This is a genomic window from Pseudomonas palmensis (genome assembly GCF_017848315.1).
Classification (GTDB): domain Bacteria; phylum Pseudomonadota; class Gammaproteobacteria; order Pseudomonadales; family Pseudomonadaceae; genus Aquipseudomonas; species Aquipseudomonas palmensis.
In genome coordinates, this window is sequence record NZ_JAFKEC010000001.1 from 170,741 (window position 1) to 193,567 (window position 22,827).

A 22,827-nucleotide genomic window follows, 5' to 3' on the forward strand; every position below is an offset into this window, starting at 1 on the left:
CTCACGGCTGGCCAGCACGATCGGTTTACCAGGATTTCGCCATGTCTCAGGAACGCCGTTACAGCTTCGAGTTCTTCCCGACCAAGACCGACGCTGGACATGAAAAACTGCTCGCCACGGCTCGCACCCTGGCCAGCTACAACCCGGACTTCTTCTCCTGCACCTATGGTGCCGGTGGCTCGACCCGCGACCGCACGCTCAACACCGTGCTGCAGCTGGAAAGCGAAGTGAAGGTACCGGCCGCGCCGCACCTGTCGTGCGTGGGCGACAGCAAGGACGACCTGCGCAGCCTGCTGGCCCAGTACAAGGCCGCCGGCATCAAGCGTATCGTGGCCCTGCGCGGCGACCTGCCGTCGGGCATGGGCATGGCCAGTGGCGAGCTGCGCTACGCCAACGAGCTGGTCGAATTCATTCGCCAGGAAAGCGGTGATCACTTTCACATCGAAGTGGCCGCCTACCCGGAAATGCACCCACAGGCCCGTCACTTCGAAGACGACCTGATCAATTTCGTGCGCAAGGCCAAGGCCGGCGCCGACAGCGCCATCACCCAGTACTTCTTCAACGCCGACTGCTACTTCCACTTCGTCGAGCGCGTGCAGAAGCTGGGCGTGGACATCCCGGTGGTACCCGGCATCATGCCGATCACCAACTACAGCAAGCTGGCGCGCTTCTCCGATGCGTGCGGCGCCGAGATCCCGCGCTGGGTCCGCAAGCAGCTGGAAGCCTATGGCGACGATGTGCAAAGCATCCAGGCCTTCGGCGAACAGGTCATCACCGAAATGTGCGAAAAACTGCTGCAAGGCGGCGCACCGGGGCTGCACTTCTATACCCTGAACCAGGCCGAACCCAGCCTGGCAGTGTGGAACAACCTCAAGCTGCCACGCTGATTACTGTCAAACACGGTAATAAATAGTTGCGAAAACGGTAAGGGCTTTAGCGTACGCTAAGGCCCTTTCCATTTTCCCTTACAGATACGGATCTTCGCGTTTCTATGCCCCTCGCTTCCCCTTCCGCACGTCCCCAACTGATCTATCTTGTCTTCGGTGCCCAGACTTACCATCAGGAAGCGCAGTTCAGCATCTCCAGCGCCTTGGCCAACCTGCACAAGACGCCGGGGGAACCCCTCGATATCCAGGTGTTCAGCGACGACCCGCACCCCTATCGCCACTTGCCGGTAACGGTGCATGCACTCGATGCCGACACCCGCAAGGCATGGAGCGAGCCGCACGGTTATCACTTTCGCACCAAGCACGTGCTGCTGCGCCAGGTGCTGCAGGACCACGAACACGCCCTGCTGATCGACACCGACACGTTTTTCCATCAGTCACCCATCGAGCTGTTCCGGCGCATGCAGCCCGGCACGCTGCTGTGCAATGCGGTCGGCGGCAAATACGGCGTAAATCAGCAATGCGCACTGTACCAAAACCTTGCAGGCCCACTGCAGGCACGCGGCCTGGCCAAAGACGGCATGCCATTGCTCAATTCGGGCGTCATCGGCCTGTACCGGCAGGACGCGGGCCTGCTCGACCAGTCCATCGCCTTGATGGACGAGTTCTATCCGCTGGCCCCGCGCGCCTATACCCTCGAAGAGTTCTGCCTGGCGGTCGCCGCCCATGACACCTTGAACGTGCAGGAATGCCCCGACCTGATCCACCACTACTGGAGCCGCAAGCAACTGTTCCGAGCCAAGATCCAGGCCTGGCTGAACAAGCACGGTAGCGACCCGCTCTCGACACAGGCCATGGCCGATATCGCCCAGGTCAACACACAGCTGCCACGCCCGCCGCTGCTGCAACGCCTGCACTGCAAGCTGCTGGGGCTGTTGCTGCCGGCAAGGCAACGTCAGTTCATGCGTGAGCTGGCCTACGGCTGTCATCCCTATGCCAACGAATTCGATCGCGCCTGCGCCCAGGCCTGGTGGGAAAAAGCCCTGGAGAACGTCGAGAGGCGCCAGGGCAAGCCCGCCTGCGCCAACCAGCTCGGGCAGTGGTTCAGGCATCCAGGCATGCGCCTGGCCCTGGGTCGTCAGCTGCCGATCGTGAAAGCTCACCTGGAGCAGCGCCGCGAGGGCTGAAGCCTGGGCGCGCTGGCCATTCTCGAGCAGCCATCGTACTCTCCAGCCATGCCCGATCTTTACCGACTGTTCGCCGCCCTGTTTCTCGCCTGCCTGAGTACCCTGGCTCATGGCGAGAGGCTGCGCATCGTCACCGACCCCTGGCCGCCCTATGTGTACCAGGAAAACGGAGAGGCCAAGGGCATCGACTACGAGGTCACCGCCGAGGTGTTCAAGCGCCTGGGCATCGAGGTGCAATGGCAGTTCCTGCCATGGAAGCGCTGCCTGGCGATGGTCGAACAGGGGCTGGCCGACGGCGTGCTCGACATCTTCAAGACCGAGCAGCGCGACGCCCAGCTGTTCTACCCCAGCGAACCGCTGTCGCACGTGGAGTTCGTGCTGTTCCAGGCCAACGCCCGGCCCCACGCCATCAGGCACCTGGAAGACCTCAAGGGGCTGACCGTGGGCACCGCGCCCGGCTATACCTACGGCCCGGCGTTTGCCGATTCACCCGACTTCAAGCGCGAGCCGGCACCTACCCTGGAAGCCAACCTGGGCAAGCTGCAACTGGGGCGCATCGACCTGCTGGTCACCGATCGCCGGGTTGGCCGGCATGTGATCAAGAGCCTGGGCCTGGAGCAACAGGTCAGTGAACTGGGGCTGGTGATCGACCGCCAGCCCCAGTTCCTGGCAGTACGCCGCAATGCCGGCATGGACCTGCTGGCGCAACGCTTCGCCGCCGAGCTGCGCCGCTTCAAGCAGGAGCCGGCCTATGCCGAGCTGAACGCACGCTACGCAGGCGCCGAGGTGAATACTCCGCAAACCGTTGAGCAGCAGGAACGCAGCACGCACTGATTGCTCTGTTATACTCCGCCAACCCCGCCAGGCTTACGCCCGGACGCTCGGCCTTGCAAAAGGCATCCCGATCGGCAGGACAGCGCGCCCAGAGCCCGCCCGCCGCACCCCGGATGCGCATTGAAGGCCCAGCAGGACCGGACGCGATAGCATCACCTGATGCCCGTCGCGCCAGGCACGAACTTCCCATAGGGCTTAGCCCCCACTAGAACAGGATTACTCATGTCCTTTGCTTCCCTCGGTCTCTCCGAGGCTCTAGTCCGCGCTATCGAGGCAGCGGGCTATACCCAGCCTACGCCGGTGCAACAGCGGGCCATTCCCGCCGTGTTGCAAGGTCGCGACCTGATGGTCGCGGCGCAGACAGGTACTGGTAAAACCGGTGGCTTTGCACTGCCGATTCTCGAACGCCTGTTTCCAGGTGGCCACCCCGACAAGTCCCAGCGCCATGGCCCACGCCAGCCGCGGGTACTGGTGCTGACCCCCACCCGCGAACTCGCCGCCCAGGTCCACGACAGCTTCAAGATCTACGCCCGCGACCTCAAGTTCGTCAGCGCCTGCATCTTCGGCGGTGTCGGCATGAACCCGCAGGTGCAGGCCATGTCCCGCGGCGTCGACGTGCTGGTGGCCTGCCCCGGCCGTCTGCTGGACCTCGCCGGCCAGGGCAGCGTCGACCTGAGCCACGTTGAGATCCTGGTGCTCGACGAAGCCGACCGCATGCTCGACATGGGCTTCATCCATGACGTGAAGAAGGTCCTCGCACGCTTGCCTGCCAAGCGCCAGAACCTGCTGTTCTCGGCGACCTTCTCAAAAGACATCACCAACCTGGCCGACAAGCTGCTGCACAACCCCGAGCGCATCGAGGTCACGCCGCCCAACACCACGGTCGAGCGTATCGAGCAGCGTGTGTACCGTCTGCCCGCCAGCCACAAGCGTGCCCTGCTGGCCCACCTGATCACCCAGGGTGCCTGGGAGCAGGTACTGGTCTTCACACGTACCAAGCACGGCGCCAACCGCCTGGCCGAGTACCTCGAGAAGCACGGCCTGACTGCCGCGGCGATTCACGGCAACAAGAGCCAGAACGCGCGCACCAAGGCCCTGGCCGACTTCAAGGCCGGCACCGTGCGCATCATGGTCGCCACCGACATCGCCGCCCGCGGCCTGGACATCGACCAGTTGCCCCACGTGGTCAACTTCGAGCTGCCCAACGTCGAGGAAGACTACGTGCACCGTATCGGCCGTACCGGCCGTGCGGGCCGTTCCGGCGAGGCCATCTCGCTGGTGGCGCCGGACGAAGAGAAGCTGCTCAAGAGCATCGAGCGCGTCACCCGCCAGAAAATCCAGGACGGCGACCTGATGGGCTTCGATGCCTCGACGGTCGAAGCCGAAAAACCCGAAGCCCGTGAACGTCCGCAGATGAACCCGCGCGGTGGCCGTGGCCAGCGTGCCGACGGCAGCAATGCCGGCGGGCGCAAGGACAAGGGCAAGGACAAAGGCCAGGAAAAGGATAAGCCCGCAGGCGACAGAGCCACTGAGAAGGCCGCCGGCGGGCGCCAAGAGCGCAAGCCCCGTGACAACAGCAAAACCCGCCAGGCACCCTCGGGTCAGGCAGCAGTAGTTCCGAAAATCCCGGCCGACCGTGACCCTGAAGCCTTCCTGGACGACGAAGTGGACAACTTCGGCAACCGTGCCGACTACGTCAGCCCGTACCAGAACAAGGGCGGCCAGGGCCGCAACCGTCGCCCGGGCGCACCGGCAGCCGCCGGTGCCGGCACCGGCGCACCCCGCGGTGGCCAGCCACGCAGCAACACCGGTGGTGGTGCACGTAGCGGTGGCGCCGGCAGCAATGGCGAGAAGCGCGGTGGTGCACGCAGCGGTGGCGGTGGTCGCGATGGCCAGGCGCGCCGCGACGGCAGCAACAACCGCAACCGTCGCCCGGCCCGTGACGACCAGTCGTCGCAGGAACCGGCAGTGCGCAACCCGCGTGACGGCCAGTCGCAGCCCAAGATCGTGCACAAGGAATCCAAGATCGACCGGTTTCCGACCGCCGAACAGCTCGAGCAGCTACCAAGCCGCCCACGTGGCGAGAAGCCTGCGCTGCTGACGCGCAACCGCTGATCCCGCCACTGCGCACACAAGAACGCCGCCCCTAGGGGCGGCGTTCTTGTTTACAGGCCAGGCAATTACTTCTGCTTGACGCCTTCCAGCGAGATGTCCAGCTGGGCGGTCTGTGCCACGTCGCCAGGCAGCTTGATGCCGAAGTCTTTCAGGTCCAGCGTGGTGGTGGCATTGAAACCGGCGCGCTCGCCGCCCCATGGGTCCTTGCCTTCACCGTTGAAGGTGGCCTTGAAGGTCACTGGCTTGGTCACGCCGTGGAAGGTCAGGTCGCCGGTCACGTCGGCAGTCTTGTCGCCAGTGGGCTTGACGGCGGTGGAGACGAACTTGGCGTCGGCGAATTTCGAAACGTCCAGGAAGTCCTTGCTGGCGATGTGCTTGTCACGCTCGGCGTGGTTGGACCACAGGCTGGCGGTCTTCACGTCTACCGAGATCTTGCTGTCCTGCGGCTTGGCGGAATCCCAGCTGAAGGTACCGTCCCAGTCCTTGAAGGTGCCGTGGATGAAGCTGTAGCCCAGGTGGCTGACTTTCCAGTCGATGAAGGCGTGCTGGCCTTCCTTGTCGATCTTGTAGTCGGCAGCCATGGCCTGGCCAGCGGTGAACAGGGCGGTACCGAGCGCCAGAGCGGCAAAAGTCTTTTTCAACATTACTTCTATTCCTTTGGAGTTGAGGTTGAACATCAAGCTTTGCGGCCCAGCATGCGGGTGAGGGTCGCGTCACGGTCGATAAAGTGGTGCTTGAGGGCGGCCAGGCCATGCAGGCCGGCGAAGATCACCAACCCCCAGGCCAGGTAGAAGTGGATTTCCCCGGCAACATCCGCCTGATTGGGCAGGTCGCTGACCAGTGCCGGCACCTCGAACAGGCCGAACACCGGGATGCCCACGCCGTCGGCGGTGGAGATCAGGTAGCCGGTGATCATCACCCCGAACAGGCCCACGTACAGCAGGCCGTGGCCGGCTTTGGCGGCGAAGCGGGTAAGCGGGCCGTGGTTGGCCGGGGCCGGTGGTGGCGGGCTGATGAAGCGCCACAGCACGCGACCGAGCATGATCGCCAGCAGGGTCAGGCCGATACTCTTGTGCAGGTCGGGTGCCGTTTTGCGCCACGCACTGTAGTAGTCCAGGCCGACCATCCACAGCCCCAGGCCGAACAGGCCGAAGACCGCCAGGGCCACGCCCCAGTGCAGGACGATACTGACCACGCCATAGCGAGAAGGAGAATTGCGCAGTTGCATTGCCGTGTTTCCCTGTAAGAACTGTGCCCAAGACTAACCGGTTATCTATCGAATTAAAGCGGAAAATTTTGCTTTGAACGATCGAGAAACATGATCTTTAGTGTGAGACGAACAGGTTAAGGAAACATTAACTCGGCAGGAAGGAATTCTGGTGCTGCTTGACCCGCGATGCGGTCACTGCATTACTGCGTCTTGGCTTGGGTAGCCGCCGCCGGCTTCTTCGCCACCGGCTTGGCCGCAGGCTTTTTGACCGGCTGGGCCTTGGCCGCAGGCTTCTTGGCTGGCGCAGCTTTCGCCGGGGCCTTCTTGGCAGCAGGCGCAGGCTTTGCCGGCGCCTGCCTGGCTACTGGCGCAGGAGCTGGCGCCGCATCAACCGGCTTGGCCGGCGCGTTGTCTACCGGCTTGTCACCGCCACCGAACAACCTCGAGAAGAAGCCAGGCTTGCTGTCCTTGGCCGCCACCGCTGCCGCTGCGGCCCCGGCCGCCACCGGCGCCAGCTTGGCCGGGTCGAACGACTTGCCGTTGGACATGTCCACCACCTGGCCCGCCGCGCGCTGGCCGCTGCGCAGAGCGCCTTCCAGGGTGCCGGGGTACAGCGCATCGGTGTGTTCGCCGGCAAACGCCACGCGCTGCACCGGACGCTCCCACAGGCGCCAGAACCTGCTGATCTGCCCCGGCCCGTAGGCGAGGTACGCACCGCCCGTGCCGGCATCGGTGCTGTAGCGACGCACTTCATAGCCGGTGAACGCGCCACGCGCCTGCGGGTAGAACGCATGCAGGCGAATCAGCACCTGGTCGACCATCTGCTTGTCGCCGAACGCCTGCAGCAGGCGCGCGTTGTCACCGGACAGGTTGATCACCACGTTGGCGCCACCCTTGAGCGCCGGTTCGATCCACAGCATGCCCAGGCCGGTGTTGCTGTAGATTTCGCCCGACATGCGCGCACGGCTTTCCCAGACCGGGGTCTTGAACTTGAGCAGCAGCTGGTCGCGCCAGCCGTAGTTGGTGCCCTTGAGCGCCGCCAGGTGCTGGTTGTCCAGGCTCGGGGTCATCTGGATCTTGGCCAGGGCGCGCAACGGTACCGCCAGCACCACGTAGTCGGCGCTGTAGCCCACCGCGCCGACCTTGACCGTGACGCCGTCCTTGTCCTGGATGATCGCGCTGACCGGTGCGCTGGTCTTGATGGTCTTCAGTTGCTTGACGAAAGCCTGCGCCAGCACCGGGCTGCCGCCGGGCAGACGGGCGGCGCGCAGGTCGCGATCGCTCACATCGCGGTACACGCGGGTCTGCTGCGCGAAATACAGCAACGACAGACGCGAAGGCTCGTCATAGCGGGTACGAATCTGCTGGTTGACCAGCTGGCGCGCGGTCGGTGGCAGTTGCAGCTTGTCCAGCCAGCCGGAAACGTTGAGCTGGTCGAGGGCGAACAGGGTGCTGTTGGCCGCCGGGTTTTCAGGGTCGCTAATCGAGCGCGCCAGGTCGTCGAGGGTCTTCTCGTAGCGCTTGAGTGCCTCAGCGGTGGCCGGCTGCTTGGTGGCCAGGTCTGCGGCGCTGAAGTACTCGCCATCGATCAGGTAGCTCGGTACGCGCACGAACTCCGGCGCCGGCAGGGTGGCCAGCTTGAAGGTGTCGAGGTAGCGGTTGAGGGTCGGCTGGGCCTTGCTGTTGCCGATCCACTCGCTGGTGGCCAGGCCCGAACGCCCGCCCATGCCCGGCTTGGCTTCCAGCAGGGTCACCTGCCAGCCCTTGTTTTGCAGTTCGTAGGCGGCGGTGAGGCCTGCCAGGCCGCCACCGACCACGATGGCCGTCGGCTGCTTGGCAGCCGCGAGGGCGCCCGCGCTGAACAGCCCTATCATTACCAGCGCGCAGGCGCGCAGCCAACCAGCAGACATTCGGCGAACTCCGGATCAAAGGCGGAAAATGCGGGGTGAACCCCCCGGGAAAAACGTCGGTGAAGGATACGTCAGGCCGCCCGGGCCTGCCACTAATGCCCGCACCGTTTGCGCCTTATGGGTTGTCCTGCCCCGGCGCTTTGCATAGGCTTGCGCGGTTACCCGAACCCGCGTCGCCAGGAGAGAGCCCATGGGCCTGAATCAACAGTGGATGGAACGTGACCTCAAGGTCCTGTGGCATCCCTGCACCCAGATGAAAGACCACGAGCACCTGCCGCTGATCCCGATCAAGCGTGGCGATGGCGTATGGCTCGAAGACTTCGAAGGCAAGCGCTACCTCGACGCGGTGAGTTCCTGGTGGGTCAACGTATTCGGCCACGCCAACCCGAAGATCAACCAGCGCATCAAGGACCAGGTCGACCAGCTCGAACACGTGATCCTCGCAGGCTTCAGCCACCAGCCGGTGATCGAGCTGTCCGAGCGCCTGGTCAAGCTCACCCCCGAGGGCCTGAACCGCTGCTTCTACGCCGACAATGGCTCCTCGTGCATCGAAGTGGCGCTGAAGATGAGCTTCCATTACTGGCTCAACAAGGGCCAGCCGGACAAGAAGCGCTTCGTCACCCTGAGCAACAGCTACCACGGCGAGACCATCGCGGCGATGTCGGTGGGCGACGTGCCGCTGTTCACCGAGACCTACAAGGCGCTGCTGCTCGACACCCTCAAGGTGCCCAGCCCCGACTGCTACCTGCGCCCCGAGGGCGTGAGCTGGGAAGACCATTCGCGCACGATGTTCGCCGCCATGGAACAGACCCTGGCCGAGCACCATCAGAGCATCGCCGCCGTGATCGTCGAACCGCTGATCCAGGGCGCCGGCGGCATGCGCATGTACCACCCGGTGTACCTCAGGCTGCTGCGCGAGGCGTGCGACCGCTACGGCGTGCACCTGATCCACGACGAGATCGCCGTAGGCTTCGGGCGCACCGGCACGATGTTCGCCTGCGAGCAGGCCGGCATCCGCCCCGACTTCCTGTGCCTGTCCAAGGCCCTCACCGGCGGCTACCTGCCGCTGGCCGCGTGCCTGACCACCGACGAGGTGTACAGCGCGTTCTACGACGATTACCCGACCCTGCGCGCGTTCCTGCACTCGCACAGCTACACCGGCAACCCGCTGGCCTGTGCCGCGGCGCTGGCGACCCTGGACATCTTCGAGCAGGACAACGTGATCGAGGCCAACAAGGCCCTGGCCACACGCATGGCCACGGCCACCGCGCACCTGGTCGACCACCCGCATGTGGCCGAAGTGCGCCAGACCGGCATGGCCCTGGCCATCGAGATGGTGCAGGACAAGGCCAGCAAGACCGCCTACCCGTGGCAGGAGCGGCGCGGCCTGAAGGTGTTCGAGCATGCCCTGACCCGTGGTGCGCTGCTGCGCCCGCTGGGCAGCGTGGTGTACTTCCTGCCGCCGTACGTGATCACCCCCGAACAGATCGACTTCCTGGCCGAGGTGGCCAGCGAGGGCATCGATATCGCCACGCGCAGCAGCGTGAGCGTGGCGGTGCCGGCCGATTTCCATCCTGATTTCCGCGATCCGGGCTAAACAGCATCGCGGGGCTAGCCCGCTCCCACAGGGATCACCTGTGACCCTGCAGGAGCAGGCTTGACCCGCGATGGCGCCCGAACTGCCTCCATCTATTCAGAGCAGAACCATGAGACTGTCCCGCTTCTTCATCGACGCCCCCCTGAGCCTGGGCGAGCACGACCTGCCCGAGGCCCAGGCCCACTACATCGGCCGCGTGCTGCGCATGGCGCCGGGCGATGCGGTGCAACTGTTCGACGGCAGCGGCCAGGAATACCTGGGCGAACTGCTCGAGGTCGGCAAGAAGAGCGTGCGCGTCACGCTCGCCCAGGCCCTCCCCGGCCAGGCCGAATCCCCCCTGCACGTGCACCTGGGCCAGGGCCTGTCCCGTGGCGAGCGCATGGACTGGGCGATCCAGAAGGCCACCGAACTGGGCGCCAGCGTGATCACCCCGATCGTCAGCGAACGCTGCGAGGTGCGTCTGAAGGACGAACGTGCCGACAAGCGCCTGGCCCACTGGCGCCAGGTGGCGATCAGTGCCTGCGAACAATGCGGGCGCTCGACAGTGCCGACAATCCATTCGCCGGTGCTGCTGGCAGACTGGCTCAAGGCGCGTGACGAGGCGCTGAAACTGGTGCTGCACCCGGTGGCCGAACCCTTGACCAGCCATGCCAGGCCCGCGAGCCTGGCGTTTCTGATCGGGCCGGAAGGCGGCTTGTCGGAGGTAGAAGTGGAGCAGGCCAAGGCGGCGGGGTTCCATGCCGCGCGCCTGGGCCCGCGGGTGCTGCGTACCGAAACCGCGCCAGTGGTGGCGCTGGCAGTGGCGCAGCAGCTGTGGGGCGATTTCTAGATCGCGTCGCGGCGTTCGCCGGCAAGGCCGGCTCCTACTGCAGGAGCCGGCCTTGCCGGCGAAGGGGCCCTAAAGCACGTAGAAAAATATCGCGATAAAGTGCAGCAGGCTGCCGGCAATCACGAACAGGTGCCAGATGCCATGCCAATGGCGGAAGCGGCTGTCATAGGCAAAGAAGATGATGCCGATGGTGTACAGCGCGCCCCCCGCCGCCAGCCAGGCGAACCCCGCCGTACCCAGGCTGGCCAGCAGCGGTTTGACCGCCACCAGCACGATCCAGCCCATCAGTGCGTAGATCACGATGGACAGCACGCGCGCCTCGGAGCGCGGCTTGATCTCCTGCAGCATGCCGATAACCGCCAGCCCCCACACCACCCCGAACAGGCTCCAGCCCCACGGACCGCGCAGGCTCACCAGGCAGAACGGGGTATAGCTGCCGGCAATCAGCAGGTAGATCGACAGGTGATCGAGCTTGCGCATGATCACCTTCGCCCGCCCGCGCACGCTGTGATAAAGGGTCGAAGTGCTGTACAGCAGCATCAGCGTGAAGCCGTAGATGGCCAGGCTGACGATCTTCCAGGGGTCGCCCTGCATCCCGGCCACCACCAGCAGCCAGATCGCGCCGATGCAGGCCAGAACCGCGCCCACCAGGTGGGTCCAGGCATTGAAACGTTCACCGTGGTACATGCATTGATGCCCTCCGTAGAATGATTCGCTCCCCTACCCTACACAAGCCCGGCATCAAGTGCATTACGCGGTTGGTACTAGGCCACGGCCGTCTGCAACAGCTGTTCCAGCCCGGGCAGGTCCGGTACCCGCGCCACCTGCTCGCCCACCTGCACCGCCGCCAGCTCCAGCGGCGCCAGCGGCACATCGACGTAGTTGAGCTGGCTGTCGAGCTTGCACGTGCGCGGTATGCCCTGCACCAGCAGGGCGAAGAAACGCCGCGGCGTATCGCCCAGGGCATTGAGCACCACGATGCGCGCGCGCTCGCCAACCTGGGTCTGGCCACCGCAGGCCGCCTCGAAGCTCAGCAGCGGCAGGCGCTGGCTGCGCCAGTCGATCCAGCCCAGCAACCAGGCCGGCTGATGCGGCAAGGGCGTGCACGGCTGGTAGCCGATCAGCTCGGCCACCGCCACGTTGGGCAGCACCAGGCTGCGGTCGCTCAACGGCAGCAACAGCCCGGTGAGGGTGTTGCGCCGATTGTTGCGAGGGGTCTGTTCAAGCATGCGGGGTACTCCAGCGGGCAATGCTCTGCAGCAGCACCGACTCCTGGTAGGGCTTGCCCAGGTAGTCGTTGACGCCAATGGCCATGGCCCGGTCGCGGTGCTTCTGGCCGGTGCGCGAGGTGATCATGATGATCGGCAGGTCCTTCAGGTGCGGGTCCTGGCGCACCTGGGTGGCCACCTCGAAGCCGTCCATGCGTGGCATCTCGATGTCCAGCAGCAGGATGTCGGGACGGTGTTCGGCCAGCACACTCATGGCATCGACCCCATCCTTGGCCGTCAGCACGTTCATGCCATGGCGCTCCAGCAGGCGCCCGGTCACCTTGCGCACCGTGACCGAATCGTCCACCACCAGCACCAGCAACGGACGTGCGGCGGCATTGCCAGGGTGCTCCAGGCGCAGGCGTGCGGCGCCCTGGGCCACCTTGGACAACTGCAGGTGCAGCGCACGCAGTTGCGCCAGCAGGTCGAGAATCAGTACCACGCGGCCATCGCCCAGCAGGGTCGCCCCGGCCAGCCCGTGCACTGCGGCAAACTGCGGGCCAAGGCTCTTGACCACGATTTCACGGCTGGCCGCCAGGCTGTCCACCTGCACGGCGAACTGCTGGTCGTGGGCCTGCACCAGCAGTACCGGCAGCGGCAGGCTCTGCCCCAGCAGGCGCGGCTGCACCTCGCCCTGCAGCAGTTCGCCGAGGTAGCGCAGCTCATAACGGTGGCCGGCGTAGCGGTAGCACGGCGGGTCCAGCTGGTAGCAGGCCTCGAGCTCGGCCGGCGGTACACGGACCACGCCCTCGATGGTGTTCAGCGGCACCGCGTACTGTTCTTCGCCGTAGTTCACCATCAGTGCGCGATTGACCGACACGGTGAACGGCAGGCGAATCAGAAAACGCGCACCCTTGCCCGGCACCGAGTTGATCACCATCGAGCCACCCAGTTGCTTGACCTCTTCGTGCACCACGTCCATGCCCAGGCCACGCCCGGAAATCTGGGTGATCTTCTCGGCAGTGGAGAACCCGGGCCGCAGGATGAACTGCATCACCTCGTGATCGCTCAGTTCGGTGGCAGGGTCCAGCAGGCCGCGCTTGATCGCCTTTTGCCGCACCGCCTCCAGCGGCACGCCGGCGCCATCGTCGGTCATTTCGATGACGATATCGGCGCCTTCGTGCAGCAGGTTGAGGGCGATGGTGCCCTGCTCCGGCTTACCCGCCGCCAGGCGCGCCGCACGGTTTTCCATGCCGTGGTCGACGGCGTTGCGCAGCATGTGTTCCAGCGGCGCCACCATGCGTTCGAGCACGCTGCGGTCCAGCTCGCCCTCGGCATTGCCCACCACCAGCTCGACCTGCTTGCCCAGCTCGCTGGCAACTTGGCGCACCACCCGCTGCAGGCGCGGCACCAGGCGCTCGAACGGCACCATGCGGGTGCGCGTCAGGCCTTCCTGCAACTCGCTGTTCACCCGCGCCTGCTGTTGCAGCAGGCTGTAGGCGTCATGGGCACGCACGGCCAGGGTTTCCTTCAGGTCCAGCAGATCGGAGGCCGACTCGAACAGGGCCCGCGACAGCTGCTGCAACTGTGAATGACGGTCCATTTCCAACGGGTCGAAGTCGTCATAGCCCAGCGCCTCGCCTTCGCTCTGCTGGCGGCTGAGGATGCGCCCCTGGGTCTCGGTATCGAGCCGGCGCAGCTGGTCGCGCATGCGCTCGAGCGTGGTTTCCATCTCGCCCAGGGCCACCTGCGCATCGTTCACCTGCTGTTCGATGCGCCCGCGAATGATCGAGTTCTCGCCCGCCAGGTTGCCCAGGTCGTCGAGCAGCTCGGCCGTCACCTTGACCATGTCGGCCGGGGCACGCTCCGGGCTCGGCGCCGCCACTTCCACCGGGGCCACCTCGGCGCCGGGCGTTGCGGCGGCGGTGTCGCTCAGGGCAGCACTGCTGAAATTGCGGATATAGTCGATCAGCGCCGTGGCGGCGTGCAGCGGCTGGTGCAGGCGCACCGCATCGAGCATGTGCGCCAGGCGGTCATGGCAGTTCTGCAGCAGGCTGAACAGCGCCGGGCTGGGTTGCAACTGCCCGGCCGCCAGGTGTTCATAGAGGAATTCGAGTTCATGGGCCAGGTCGCCGATGGGCGCGATCTCGACCATGCGCGCACCGCCCTTGAGGGTGTGCAGGTCGCGCAGCAGGTTCTCCACCTCCACCCCGTTGCGCGGGTCGGCCTGCCAGCGCAGCAGCGCGGCACCGGCACTTTCGGCGATGTCGAAGCCTTCCTCGAGAAAGATCTCCAGCAGTTCCTTGTCGCCCTCGTGACGCTGGGGCTCCGCCGGCTTGCCTTGGGGCTCGGGCGCCGGTGCGGTGTGACGGAACTCGCGCAGGGCTGCCAGCTGTTCCACCACCAGCTCCGTTGCCTGTCCCTGCTGCACCTGCTCGAGCAGACGCCCGAGCAACGCATGGCTTTCACGCAGCAGGCCCGGCAACAGGTTGCCGGGCTGGTAACGGCGATCGACCAGGCCTTCGTAGAGCAACTCCAGCTCCTGGGCCAGCACCTCGACCGCCCCCACCTGCGCCAGCTGTGCGCCACCCTTGAGGGTCTGCAGGTCGCGCTGCAGCGACGACAGCGCCGAGCCGTTGTCGGGGTCGCCGGCCCAGCGCGCCAGGGCCTGGTCGGCCCCTTCGAGGATGTCGCGGGCCTCTTCCAGAAACAGCTCGACCACCTCGCTGTCGTGCGCCTGGCGTTGCAGCGCGCGGGTGGCATCGCCCAGTTCGGCGATCTGCCCGGGCTGCTCGCCCTGGCTGCGCACCAGGCCCATGGCATCCGGCGCCAGGCCTTGCTCGAGCAGCTCGCGCAATGCGTGCAGGCGTTGCGGTTGCGGGTCCACTTCCTGGCCGGCGGCAATCTGGTCGAGCATGTCGATCAGGGCTTCATGGGCCCGTTGCGCCTCGCCGAAGAAGCGCTCGCTGACCGCCAGGCTGCTCTCCTCCACCGCGCCGTACAGGTCCAGCAGCGCCTCGCACAGTTCGTCCACCTGCCACAGGTCGGCCAGGTGCGCGCTCTGCCCCAGGGTGGTCAGTTCATCCAGCAGCGCAGTCAGCTCCTGGCGCTCGCCGGGGTGCTCCTGCCAGCGTTGCAACAGGGTTTCGGCGTCCAGCAGGATGTCCATGCCCTGGGCCAGGAAGCTGGCGATCAGTTGCGGGTCGCGCTTGACCCGCAGGCCCTGGCTCGGCGCGTCGCGCAGTGCCTGCAGGCGCGCAGCAACCACCTGGTCGATCTGTTCGATGAGGGTCCGGGCACCGCCGATGGGTGCCAGCGGGGTGCTGTCGAGCTGTGCCAGACCGCGGCGCAGAAGTGGTTCGGCCATCTGCAGCAGGTACAGCTCGTCAAGGTCCAGGCCCAGCTGGTGGGCCTTGAATTCGCGGGCCAGCAGGTCCAGTGCGCTGGCCAGCTCGGCGATCGGCACCACCCCGGCCATCGCGGCGCTGCCCTTGAGGGTATGCAGCGCCCGTTGCAGGCTGTCGCTGACCGGCACCGGCAACTGCACCTCGGCGGCCTGCAGAAACTCGTCGACACTGGCCAGGTGGGTCTGCGCCTCGTTGCGGAAGATCTCCAGCAGGCGCGGGTCGAAGGCCGGCTCCGGGGCTGTGACGCCCAGCGGGTCGTTCATCGCCAGCGCATGCAGGCGCGTGGCCAGGCGCTCGACCTCGGCATGGGGCAGAGCCTGGGCCTGGGCGAATTCGTCCAGCAACGGCGTCAGCAGCGCAATGCTCTGCTCGAGCCCGGCCAGCACATCGCCGCTGGCTTCGACGCGGCCTTCGAGCATGCGGTTGAGCAGGTGCTCGGCGGCCCAGGCAAGCTCGGCCAGCACCTGGGCGCGCACCATGCGGCCGCTGCCCTTGAGGGTGTGGAAGGCGCGGCGCATTTCCACCAGCGCGTCACGTGCCGCCGGGTTGCCCCGCCATATCGCCCAGTGCTGCTGCAATTGCTGCAGCACCTCCTCGGCTTCCTCCAGGAACACCTCGCGCAGCTCGTCGTCCAGCGGCGCCTCAAGCATCTCGGGCACAGGCGCGGGCGCCGGCGGGGCCGGCGGCAGGCTCGGGAACCCCAGTGCGGCCAAGGCCAGCTGGGTGCGCTCTAGCCATTCGTCCAGGTCGGCCTGGGGGTCGATGGCGCGCCATTGCAGGTACAGTTCCAGGCTGCACAGGGCATCGGCCAGGTGATCCAGCGCGGCGTTGTCCGGCAGCCGCTCGGCGTACAGCAGGTGGGTCTCGACGTAATCATGGCAGCGCCGCACCAGCGCCGCCGCCCGGGGCAGCATGAGCATCGCCAGCGCCCCGCGGATCTGCGTGAACAGCCCCGGTAGCGGTTGCAGGCGCAGGCGATCCCAGCCGGCCTCCAGGCAATCGGCGATCAGGTCCTTGGCCTGCAGCAGCACGCCGTGGGCCTCGTCCAGCACCAGTCGGCGAATGTCGTCCAGGTCGGTGCCGGGTACGCTGGCCTGGCTGACCGACTCGATCGAGCCCACCATGCCGCCCAGGGTCGCCTCGACATACAGCAGCGCCCCGGCAACATCCATCAGCAGCGCATCCTCGGGCACCCGCTGGCCCTGGGCCAGGGCCTGAAGCACCGCCACCTGGTCGATGATCACCCGGCGCGGCTGGCCGAAGCCGAGCACCGCCAGGGTATCGGCGATCTGGCGCAACGGCGCCAGCAGCGGGGCCAGCGCCTCGACCTGCTGGCGGTCGCTGCGCACGAACAGGTCCAGTTGCTCCTTGATGCGCACCAGGTCTTCGCGCACTGCCAGCACCACCGAACGCATCGCATCGCGCCCCGGCACCGCCTCGAGCGGGTCACGCAGCGCGCCGAGGCTCAGGCCTAGCCCCGCAGCGGGCTCGGCGACGGTCTGCTCGCCCGGCAGGCTGGCCTGGGCCAGCGCCGGCGCGCCACGCGCGGCGCGCAACGGGTTGAGCAGTGGCAGCACCAGCAACGGCAGCTCGTGCCGGGCGCCGCGCAGGCGTTGCAGGTACTGCGGCAGCTGCTCCAGCGCCCTGAACAACGCGCCCAGCGCGTCACCGCGAGAGGCCACGCGGCCTTCGCCCAGGGCCTGGGCCAGCTGCTGCATTTCACGGGTCAGCAAGGCCGCGCCTTCCAGCTCGAGCATCTGCAAGCAACCGCGCACCTGGCGCAGCGGCGCGTCGAAACGCTCCAGCACCTGGCTGTCGCCAGCGTCGCCGGCAAACTGCTCCAACGCCTGGCGGGCCTGGGCCAGGCAGTCGTCGATGGGGCCCTTGACCCAGGCCAGGGCCACCTTGTCGTGGCGCTCGGCGATACGCACTTTAGTAGCCATAAAGTCCCACGCGCCGGTCAGCGCGGCTCCGTGGTTGGCGGCAAGGTGAAGCCCGACACCGAACGGCGCATCTCGCTGGCCATGCGCGCCAGGTTGCCGATGCTCTCGGCGGTGGCGGTCGAGCCGGACGAGGTCTGCGAGGTGATCTGCTGGATCACCGCCATGGTGTGGGAGATCTGCCCGGCCGAAGAGGTCTGCAACTGCGCGGCATCGGAAATGCTGTGGATCAGTTCGGCCAGGGTCTGCGATACACCCTCGATTTCGGCCAGCGCCACCCCGGCATCCTGCGCCAGACGCGCCCCGCGCACCACTTCGGCGGTGGTCTGCTCCATGGAGATGACCGCCTCGTTGGTGTCGGCCTGGATCGCGCGCACCAGCGCCTCGATCTGGCGCGTGGCCGAGGATGAGCGCTCGGCCAGCCGCTGCACCTCATCGGCCACCACCGCAAAGCCGCGCCCGGCCTCGCCGGCCATCGACGCCTGGATCGCCGCGTTGAGGGCGAGGATGTTGGTCTGGTCGGCAATGTCGTCGATCAGGCTGACGATGTCGCCGATTTCCTGGGACGACTCGCCCAGGCGCTTGATGCGCTTGGCAGTGTCCTGGATCTGCTCGCGGATGTTGTCCATGCCGTTGATGGTGTTGTGCACCACCTCGTTGCCCTTGTTGGCAATGGCCACCGAGCGCTCGGCCACCTTGGCCGACTCGTAGGCGTGCCCCGACACCCGGTCGATCGACTCGGCCATGTCGCCCACCGCAATCGACGCATCGGTGATCTGCTGGGCCTGGTGCTCGGAGGCCTTGGCCAGCAGGTGTGCGGTGGTCTGGGTCTCCTGCACCGCGCTGGCGACTTCCTCGGCGCTGAGGTTGATGGTCGCCACCAGGTCGCGCAACTGGTCGATGGAATAGTTGATGGAGTCGGCGATGGCCCCGGTGAAGTCCTCGGTGACCGAGGCGGTGACGGTCAGGTTGCCGTCGGCCAGTTCCTGGATCTCGTTGAGCAGGCGCATGATCGCCTGCTGGTTGCGTTCGTTGGTTTCAGCGGTTTCGCTGAGCTGGCGATTGGTTTCGCGCACCATCACCAGCCCGATCAGGATGATCGAGGCCAGCGCCAGCAGGCCCAGCACGTAGCCGCCGACGGTATCCAGGGTGCGGCCGGAGGCCAGGTTCTCGAAGCCGTTGGCCAGGTGCGAGGCTTCGTCGAGCAATGTCTGCGACAGGCTGAAGATGCTGCCGGCCGCCTCGCGCACGCGAAACAGCTCGGGCGAGGTTTCAAGAATCTCGTCGACGGAGCCTGCGACAAACTGGAACAGCTCGGCGATCTCGGCCAGGCGCGCACGGGCATCCGGGTCCTGGACGCGGGTGACCTGGATCGAGGGCGCGCCGCCGAGCATGCCGTCGAGCACCTGGCCGAAGCGGCTGGCATCGCGGCCGAAGGCATCGGCGGCCTGCACCGCGGTGTCGTCGCCGGCCAGCACGGTGTTGACCGAGCCCAGGATGCGCTCGGCCAGCAGTGACTGGCGCTGGGCCACCGCCACCTGGCTGGCGGGGGCGCCACTTTGCAGCAGGATCTCCACCACCTTTTCGTACTCGACCTGCAACTGCGGCACGGTCTCGGCCAGGGTCGCGGCCACCTGGTGCAGCGACAGCACGGTCTGCTCGCTGGCCAGGATCGCGTCGGTGCTCTTGCGCAGGCTCTCCCAGTCGCGTTGCACTGCATCCATCTCGCCGCGTACCGCCACCGGGGCCGACGGCAGGCCGGTGGCCGGGTCGCCTTTTTTCAGGTAACCCCAGCGCTGTTCGAAATCGTTGCGCGCATCGTTGAGCAGCTTGAACGCCACGGCCTTGCCGGCAGCGGCCTCGGTGGCGTTCTTGGCGATGCGCTGGGACAGCACGCGCAGCTCGCCGGCATGGCCGATGTACTGCTTGTCGTAGTTGGCCTGGGTATTGAGGTAGGCGAAGTTGGCGAACAGCAGAATGATCGACAGGATCAGCACGATGAACAGTGCGGCGATCTGCGCGCTGCTGCGCGAGCCTTGTACCGAGGGGCGGGTCTTGAACTTGGTCACAGGTCTGGCATCCCTTTACAACGCCACATCGAGAAAGCCTGGCGCCTGGGCCAGGGCGAAGGGGCTGAAAATGCCCCAGCAGTGCTCGCGCTGAAAGTGCCCCTGCACGAAGGGGGCCGCAGCCGGCAGCAGCGGCGCCGGCGGCGACAGCTCCAGGCCGTGCAGGGCAAAGTGCTGCAGGCCCACCACTTCGTCCACCAGCAGCCCGGCGAACAGCTCCTCGTGGTCCAGCACCAGCACCCGCCGCTGCTTGCGCACCACCGACAGGCCCAGGCCGAGAAAACCGCACAGGTCCATCACCGGCAACAGCCGCCCGCGCAGGTTGGCCACCCCCGCCACCCATGGCTTGACCCCGGGAATGCGGCTGAGCCGGGGTTCCTGCAGCACCTCGGCGACCTCGCCCATGGGCGCCACGAACCAGTGTTCGGCCATGCGAAAGCCGATGCCGCTCCAGGTCTGCAGGCGGGTTTCCTGCAATGGCAGGTCGGCCGCCAGCAGGCGACAGCGCCGGTCGATTTCGAGCAACAGCTCGAAGGCGGTCAGCGATTCGCCCATGCGCCGCGTGGTCAAGCCTTGAGAACTTTGTTCAGGACCTGGATAAGGGTGTCTTCGTCCACCGGCTTGGTCAGGTAGTCGCTGGCGCCCTGGCGCTGGCCCCAGACCTTGTCGGTTTCCTGGTCCTTGGTGGTGACGATGATCACCGGGATGCCCTTGGTGACGTCGTCCTTGCTCAACTGACGGGTCGCCTGGAAGCCGTTCATGCCGGGCATCACGATGTCCATCAGCACCGCATCGGGCTTTTCCTGGCGGGCCAGGGCCACGCCATCGGCGCCGTTCTCGGCCTTGAGCACCTGGTGCCCGTGCTTTTCGAGCATTCCGGTCAGTTTGTACATTTCGGTCGGCGAATCGTCGACGATCAGAACTCGGGCCATGCTGTTCCCCAATAAAGGCATGACGCCGCGGCCAGGAGGGCGGCGGCGTCAGGGTGCGGGTTGTTCTTCTGCGGCGAAACCCGGCACATGGGCGCGGATCGCATCCAGCAGTTCTTCCTTGCTGAAAGGTTTGGTCAGAAATTGATCAGAGCCCACCTGGCGGCTGAGCGCCTTGTCGAACAGGCCGTCGCGCGACGACAGCATGATCACCGGGATGTCCTTGAACGCGCTGTTCTGCTTGATCAGCAGGCAGGTCTGGTAGCCATCGAGGCGCGGCATCAGCACATCGACGAAGATGATCCCCGGGGTGTGGTCGACGATCTTGCCCAGGGCGTCGAAACCGTCGACCGCGGTGACGACTTCGCAACCGGCTTCGCCCAGCAGCTTTTCGGCAGTGCTGCGAATCGTCTTGGAGTCATCGATCACCATCACCTTCAACGCCGTGTCGGGCTGTACCATAATTGCTCTACCATCGCCTGGAAGGGCCTTGCAGGCCACGTGCCAGGCCTTTTTAGCACACTCTGGGGGTGCATTCCATCGAGCCTCGCCGCGCCCTGCGCCGATGCCTGCCGGCTGACGTTTCCCCTTGACCGCCAGCCCGCCGGGCGCCACCCTGACGCACTTCAATTCGAGCCACTGCGGCAGCAAGCCGCCGAGAGGAAATACCCCATGAGCGTTCGCCTCGGGATTGTCATGGACCCCATCGCGCAGATCTCCTACAAGAAGGACAGCTCGCTGGCCATGTTGCTGGCCGCCCAGGCCCGTGGCTGGTCGCTGTTCTACATGGAGCAGCACGACCTGTACCAGAGCGAAGGCGTGGCCCGTGCCCGCATGCGCCCGCTCAAGGTGTTCGCCGACCCCGAGCACTGGTTCGAGCTGGAGGCCGAGACCGACGTCGCGCTGAGCGAGCTGGACGTGATCCTGATGCGCAAGGACCCGCCCTTCGACATGGAGTTCGTCTACAGCACCTACCTGCTGGAGCAGGCCGAGGCCGCCGGGGTGCTGGTGGTCAATCGTCCGCAGAGCCTGCGCGACTGCAACGAGAAGCTGTTCGCCACGCTGTTCCCGCAGTGCACGCCGCCAACCCTGGTGAGCCGGCGCCCGGACATCATCCGCGAGTTCGCCGCCAAGCACGGCGACGTGATCCTCAAGCCGCTGGACGGCATGGGCGGCACCTCGATCTTCCGCCACCGCGTGGGCGACCCCAACCTGTCGGTGATCCTCGAGACCCTGACCGCCCTGGGCACCCAGCAGATCATGGCCCAGGCCTACCTGCCGGCGATCAAGGACGGCGACAAGCGCATCCTGATGATCGACGGCGAGCCGGTGCCGTACTGCCTGGCGCGCATCCCGGCCAGCGGCGAAACCCGCGGCAACCTGGCCGCCGGCGGTCGTGGCGAGGCCCGCGAGCTGACCGAGCGCGACCGCTGGATCGCCGCCCAGGTGGGCCCGACCCTGCGCGAGAAGGGCCTGTTGTTCGTCGGCCTGGACGTGATCGGCGAGCACCTGACCGAAATCAACGTGACCAGCCCCACCTGCATCCGCGAAATCGACAACGCCTACGGCACGCAGATCGGCGCGCAGCTGATGGACGCCATTGATCGCAAGCTCAAGGCACGCTGACCGCCGACAAGTGGCGGGCCCGCGTTGTGGGGTATCATGCCGGTCCATTCTCGACTGGCACCCCGCTGCGCCGGCCCTGCCCCGGCTGCTGGATAATCGATGACGCTTCCTGCCGACCTTCCTGCCGATTTTGCCCCGCCCCGTGTCCGCGCGGCGGACCGGCTGGGCTTTACCCTGTTCCTGGCGGCGCTGCTGCACCTGGCGCTGATCCTGGGCCTGGGGTTTACCTTCGCCAAGCCTGAAGAAATCCGCCGCACCATGGAAATCACCCTGGCCACCTTCAAGAGCGAGGCACCGCCGAAGAAGGCCGATTACCTGGCGCAGGACAACCAGCAGGGCAGCGGCACGCTGGACAAGAAGGCGGTGCCCAAAACCACCGAGATTGCCCCGTTCCAGGACAGCAAGATCAACAAGGTGACGCCGCCCCCGGCCGCGAAGCCCGAAGTGGCGCCCCAGCCGGCCCCGCCCAAGGCAGTGGTGGCCACCACCAGGCCCAAGCCGCAGAAGGTCGAGACCCGACCCAAGGAGCAGCAGCCCAAGGTGCAACCCAAGGCGGCCACGCCGACGTTCGACAGCGCCGACCTGTCCAGCCAGATCGCCAGCCTCGAGGCGGAGCTGGCCAACGAACAGCAGCTGTACGCCAAGCGCCCGCGCATCCACCGCCTGAGCGCGGCTTCGACCATGCGCGACAAGGGCGCCTGGTACAAGGATGAATGGCGCAAGAAGGTCGAGCGCATCGGCAACCTCAACTACCCGGACGAGGCCCGCCGCCAGCAGATCTACGGCAGTTTGCGCCTGTTGGTGTCGATCAACCATGACGGTTCGCTGTACGAGGTGCTGGTGCTCGAATCTTCCGGGCAGCCGCTGCTGGACCAGGCGGCGCAGCGCATCGTGAGGCTGGCGGCGCCGTTTGCGCCGTTCACCGGCGACCTGTCGGATATCGATCGGCTGGAAATTGTTCGAACGTGGCGCTTCGCCCGTGGGGATCGGTTGTCGAGCAACTGATCGCCGAAGGTGTACTCGTCTGACATCGTCAAGCGCCTCAAGTAACACCTGTAAGTACGAGTGTTCGTAATCAA

The 22,827-nt window shown here is 66.2% G+C and carries 18 protein-coding genes; 8 read left to right on the forward strand and 10 right to left on the reverse strand.

The genetic code is table 11. The annotated features are described in order from the left end of the window. Window positions 1–41: 41 nt before the first annotated feature. The 4 genes from metF (at window position 42) to JZZ72_RS00785 (ending at window position 5,023) form a co-directional block, all read left to right on the forward strand. Window positions 42–887 carry a methylenetetrahydrofolate reductase [NAD(P)H] gene (gene metF, locus JZZ72_RS00770; RefSeq protein WP_043863614.1) on the forward strand — a complete coding sequence of 282 codons (846 nt, stop codon included), beginning with the start codon at window positions 42–44 and terminating at the stop codon, window positions 885–887. A 104-nt stretch (window positions 888–991) separates the two neighbouring features. Then, window positions 992–2,074, forward strand: coding sequence for a hypothetical protein (locus JZZ72_RS00775; RefSeq protein ID WP_210013895.1), 1,083 nt, complete (start codon window positions 992–994; stop codon window positions 2,072–2,074). A gap of 48 nt (window positions 2,075–2,122) precedes the next feature. Then, the gene (locus tag JZZ72_RS00780; protein WP_210013896.1) at window positions 2,123–2,908 is read left to right on the forward strand and encodes a substrate-binding periplasmic protein; all 786 of its coding nucleotides are present in this window, start codon (window positions 2,123–2,125) and stop codon (window positions 2,906–2,908) included. Between the two features lie 222 nt (window positions 2,909–3,130). Next, entirely contained in the window at window positions 3,131–5,023 is a 1,893-nt protein-coding gene (locus JZZ72_RS00785; RefSeq protein WP_210013897.1) for a DEAD/DEAH box helicase, read from the forward strand. A gap of 65 nt (window positions 5,024–5,088) precedes the next feature. On the opposite strand, the gene JZZ72_RS00790 is transcribed toward JZZ72_RS00785, so the two are convergent. The 3 genes from JZZ72_RS00790 to JZZ72_RS00800 form a co-directional block, all read right to left on the reverse strand. Continuing rightward, a complete protein-coding gene (locus JZZ72_RS00790) occupies window positions 5,089–5,667 on the reverse strand; it encodes a YceI family protein (RefSeq protein ID WP_043863617.1) in 579 nt (192 codons plus the stop codon). A 32-nt stretch (window positions 5,668–5,699) separates the two neighbouring features. Next, window positions 5,700–6,251, reverse strand: coding sequence for a cytochrome b (locus JZZ72_RS00795; RefSeq protein WP_043863618.1), 552 nt, complete (start codon window positions 6,249–6,251; stop codon window positions 5,700–5,702). Window positions 6,252–6,433: 182 nt separating this feature from the next. Further along, entirely contained in the window at window positions 6,434–8,143 is a 1,710-nt protein-coding gene (locus JZZ72_RS00800) for a flavin monoamine oxidase family protein (RefSeq protein WP_210013898.1), read from the reverse strand. A gap of 190 nt (window positions 8,144–8,333) precedes the next feature. Between JZZ72_RS00800 and JZZ72_RS00805 the strand changes: the two genes are divergently transcribed. Both JZZ72_RS00805 and JZZ72_RS00810 read left to right on the forward strand, forming a co-directional pair. After that, window positions 8,334–9,740 carry an adenosylmethionine--8-amino-7-oxononanoate transaminase gene (locus JZZ72_RS00805; protein WP_104573013.1) on the forward strand — a complete coding sequence of 469 codons (1,407 nt, stop codon included), beginning with the start codon at window positions 8,334–8,336 and terminating at the stop codon, window positions 9,738–9,740. Window positions 9,741–9,849: 109 nt separating this feature from the next. Further along, window positions 9,850–10,569: a 16S rRNA (uracil(1498)-N(3))-methyltransferase gene (locus JZZ72_RS00810; RefSeq protein WP_043859631.1), complete on the forward strand. Its 720-nt coding sequence runs from the start codon at window positions 9,850–9,852 to the stop codon at window positions 10,567–10,569. Window positions 10,570–10,638: 69 nt separating this feature from the next. On the opposite strand, the gene trhA is transcribed toward JZZ72_RS00810, so the two are convergent. From trhA to pilG, 7 genes are all read right to left on the reverse strand, one after another. Continuing rightward, window positions 10,639–11,256, reverse strand: coding sequence for a PAQR family membrane homeostasis protein TrhA (trhA, locus tag JZZ72_RS00815; RefSeq protein WP_043862136.1), 618 nt, complete (start codon window positions 11,254–11,256; stop codon window positions 10,639–10,641). A gap of 77 nt (window positions 11,257–11,333) precedes the next feature. Continuing rightward, window positions 11,334–11,798 (reverse strand): chemotaxis protein CheW, encoded by a 465-nt coding sequence (locus tag JZZ72_RS00820; RefSeq protein WP_058541631.1) that lies wholly within the window; start codon window positions 11,796–11,798, stop codon window positions 11,334–11,336. Beyond that, window positions 11,791–17,127, reverse strand: a complete 5,337-nt coding sequence (locus JZZ72_RS00825; RefSeq protein ID WP_213085732.1) for an Hpt domain-containing protein — start codon at window positions 17,125–17,127, stop codon at window positions 11,791–11,793. The genes JZZ72_RS00820 and JZZ72_RS00825 overlap by 8 nt, the downstream gene beginning before the upstream one ends. A 17-nt stretch (window positions 17,128–17,144) precedes the next feature. Further along, window positions 17,145–19,193 carry a methyl-accepting chemotaxis protein gene (locus JZZ72_RS00830; RefSeq protein ID WP_043862138.1) on the reverse strand — a complete coding sequence of 683 codons (2,049 nt, stop codon included), beginning with the start codon at window positions 19,191–19,193 and terminating at the stop codon, window positions 17,145–17,147. Between the two features lie 15 nt (window positions 19,194–19,208). After that, window positions 19,209–19,763, reverse strand: coding sequence for a chemotaxis protein CheW (locus JZZ72_RS00835; RefSeq protein ID WP_078479846.1), 555 nt, complete (start codon window positions 19,761–19,763; stop codon window positions 19,209–19,211). Then, the gene (gene pilH / locus JZZ72_RS00840; RefSeq protein ID WP_043862140.1) at window positions 19,760–20,125 is read right to left on the reverse strand and encodes a twitching motility response regulator PilH; all 366 of its coding nucleotides are present in this window, start codon (window positions 20,123–20,125) and stop codon (window positions 19,760–19,762) included. The genes JZZ72_RS00835 and pilH overlap by 4 nt, the downstream gene beginning before the upstream one ends. Window positions 20,126–20,173: 48 nt before the next feature. After that, complete coding sequence (pilG, locus tag JZZ72_RS00845) at window positions 20,174–20,584, reverse strand: twitching motility response regulator PilG (protein WP_043862141.1); 411 nt, start codon at window positions 20,582–20,584, stop codon at window positions 20,174–20,176. A 210-nt stretch (window positions 20,585–20,794) separates the two neighbouring features. Here pilG and gshB point away from each other — a divergent pair, with 210 nt between their 5' ends. Both gshB and JZZ72_RS00855 read left to right on the forward strand, forming a co-directional pair. Then, complete coding sequence (gene gshB / locus JZZ72_RS00850) at window positions 20,795–21,748, forward strand: glutathione synthase (RefSeq protein WP_210013899.1); 954 nt, start codon at window positions 20,795–20,797, stop codon at window positions 21,746–21,748. Between the two features lie 99 nt (window positions 21,749–21,847). Continuing rightward, window positions 21,848–22,753, forward strand: a complete 906-nt coding sequence (locus JZZ72_RS00855) for an energy transducer TonB (RefSeq protein ID WP_043862143.1) — start codon at window positions 21,848–21,850, stop codon at window positions 22,751–22,753. Window positions 22,754–22,827: the final 74 nt, after the last annotated feature.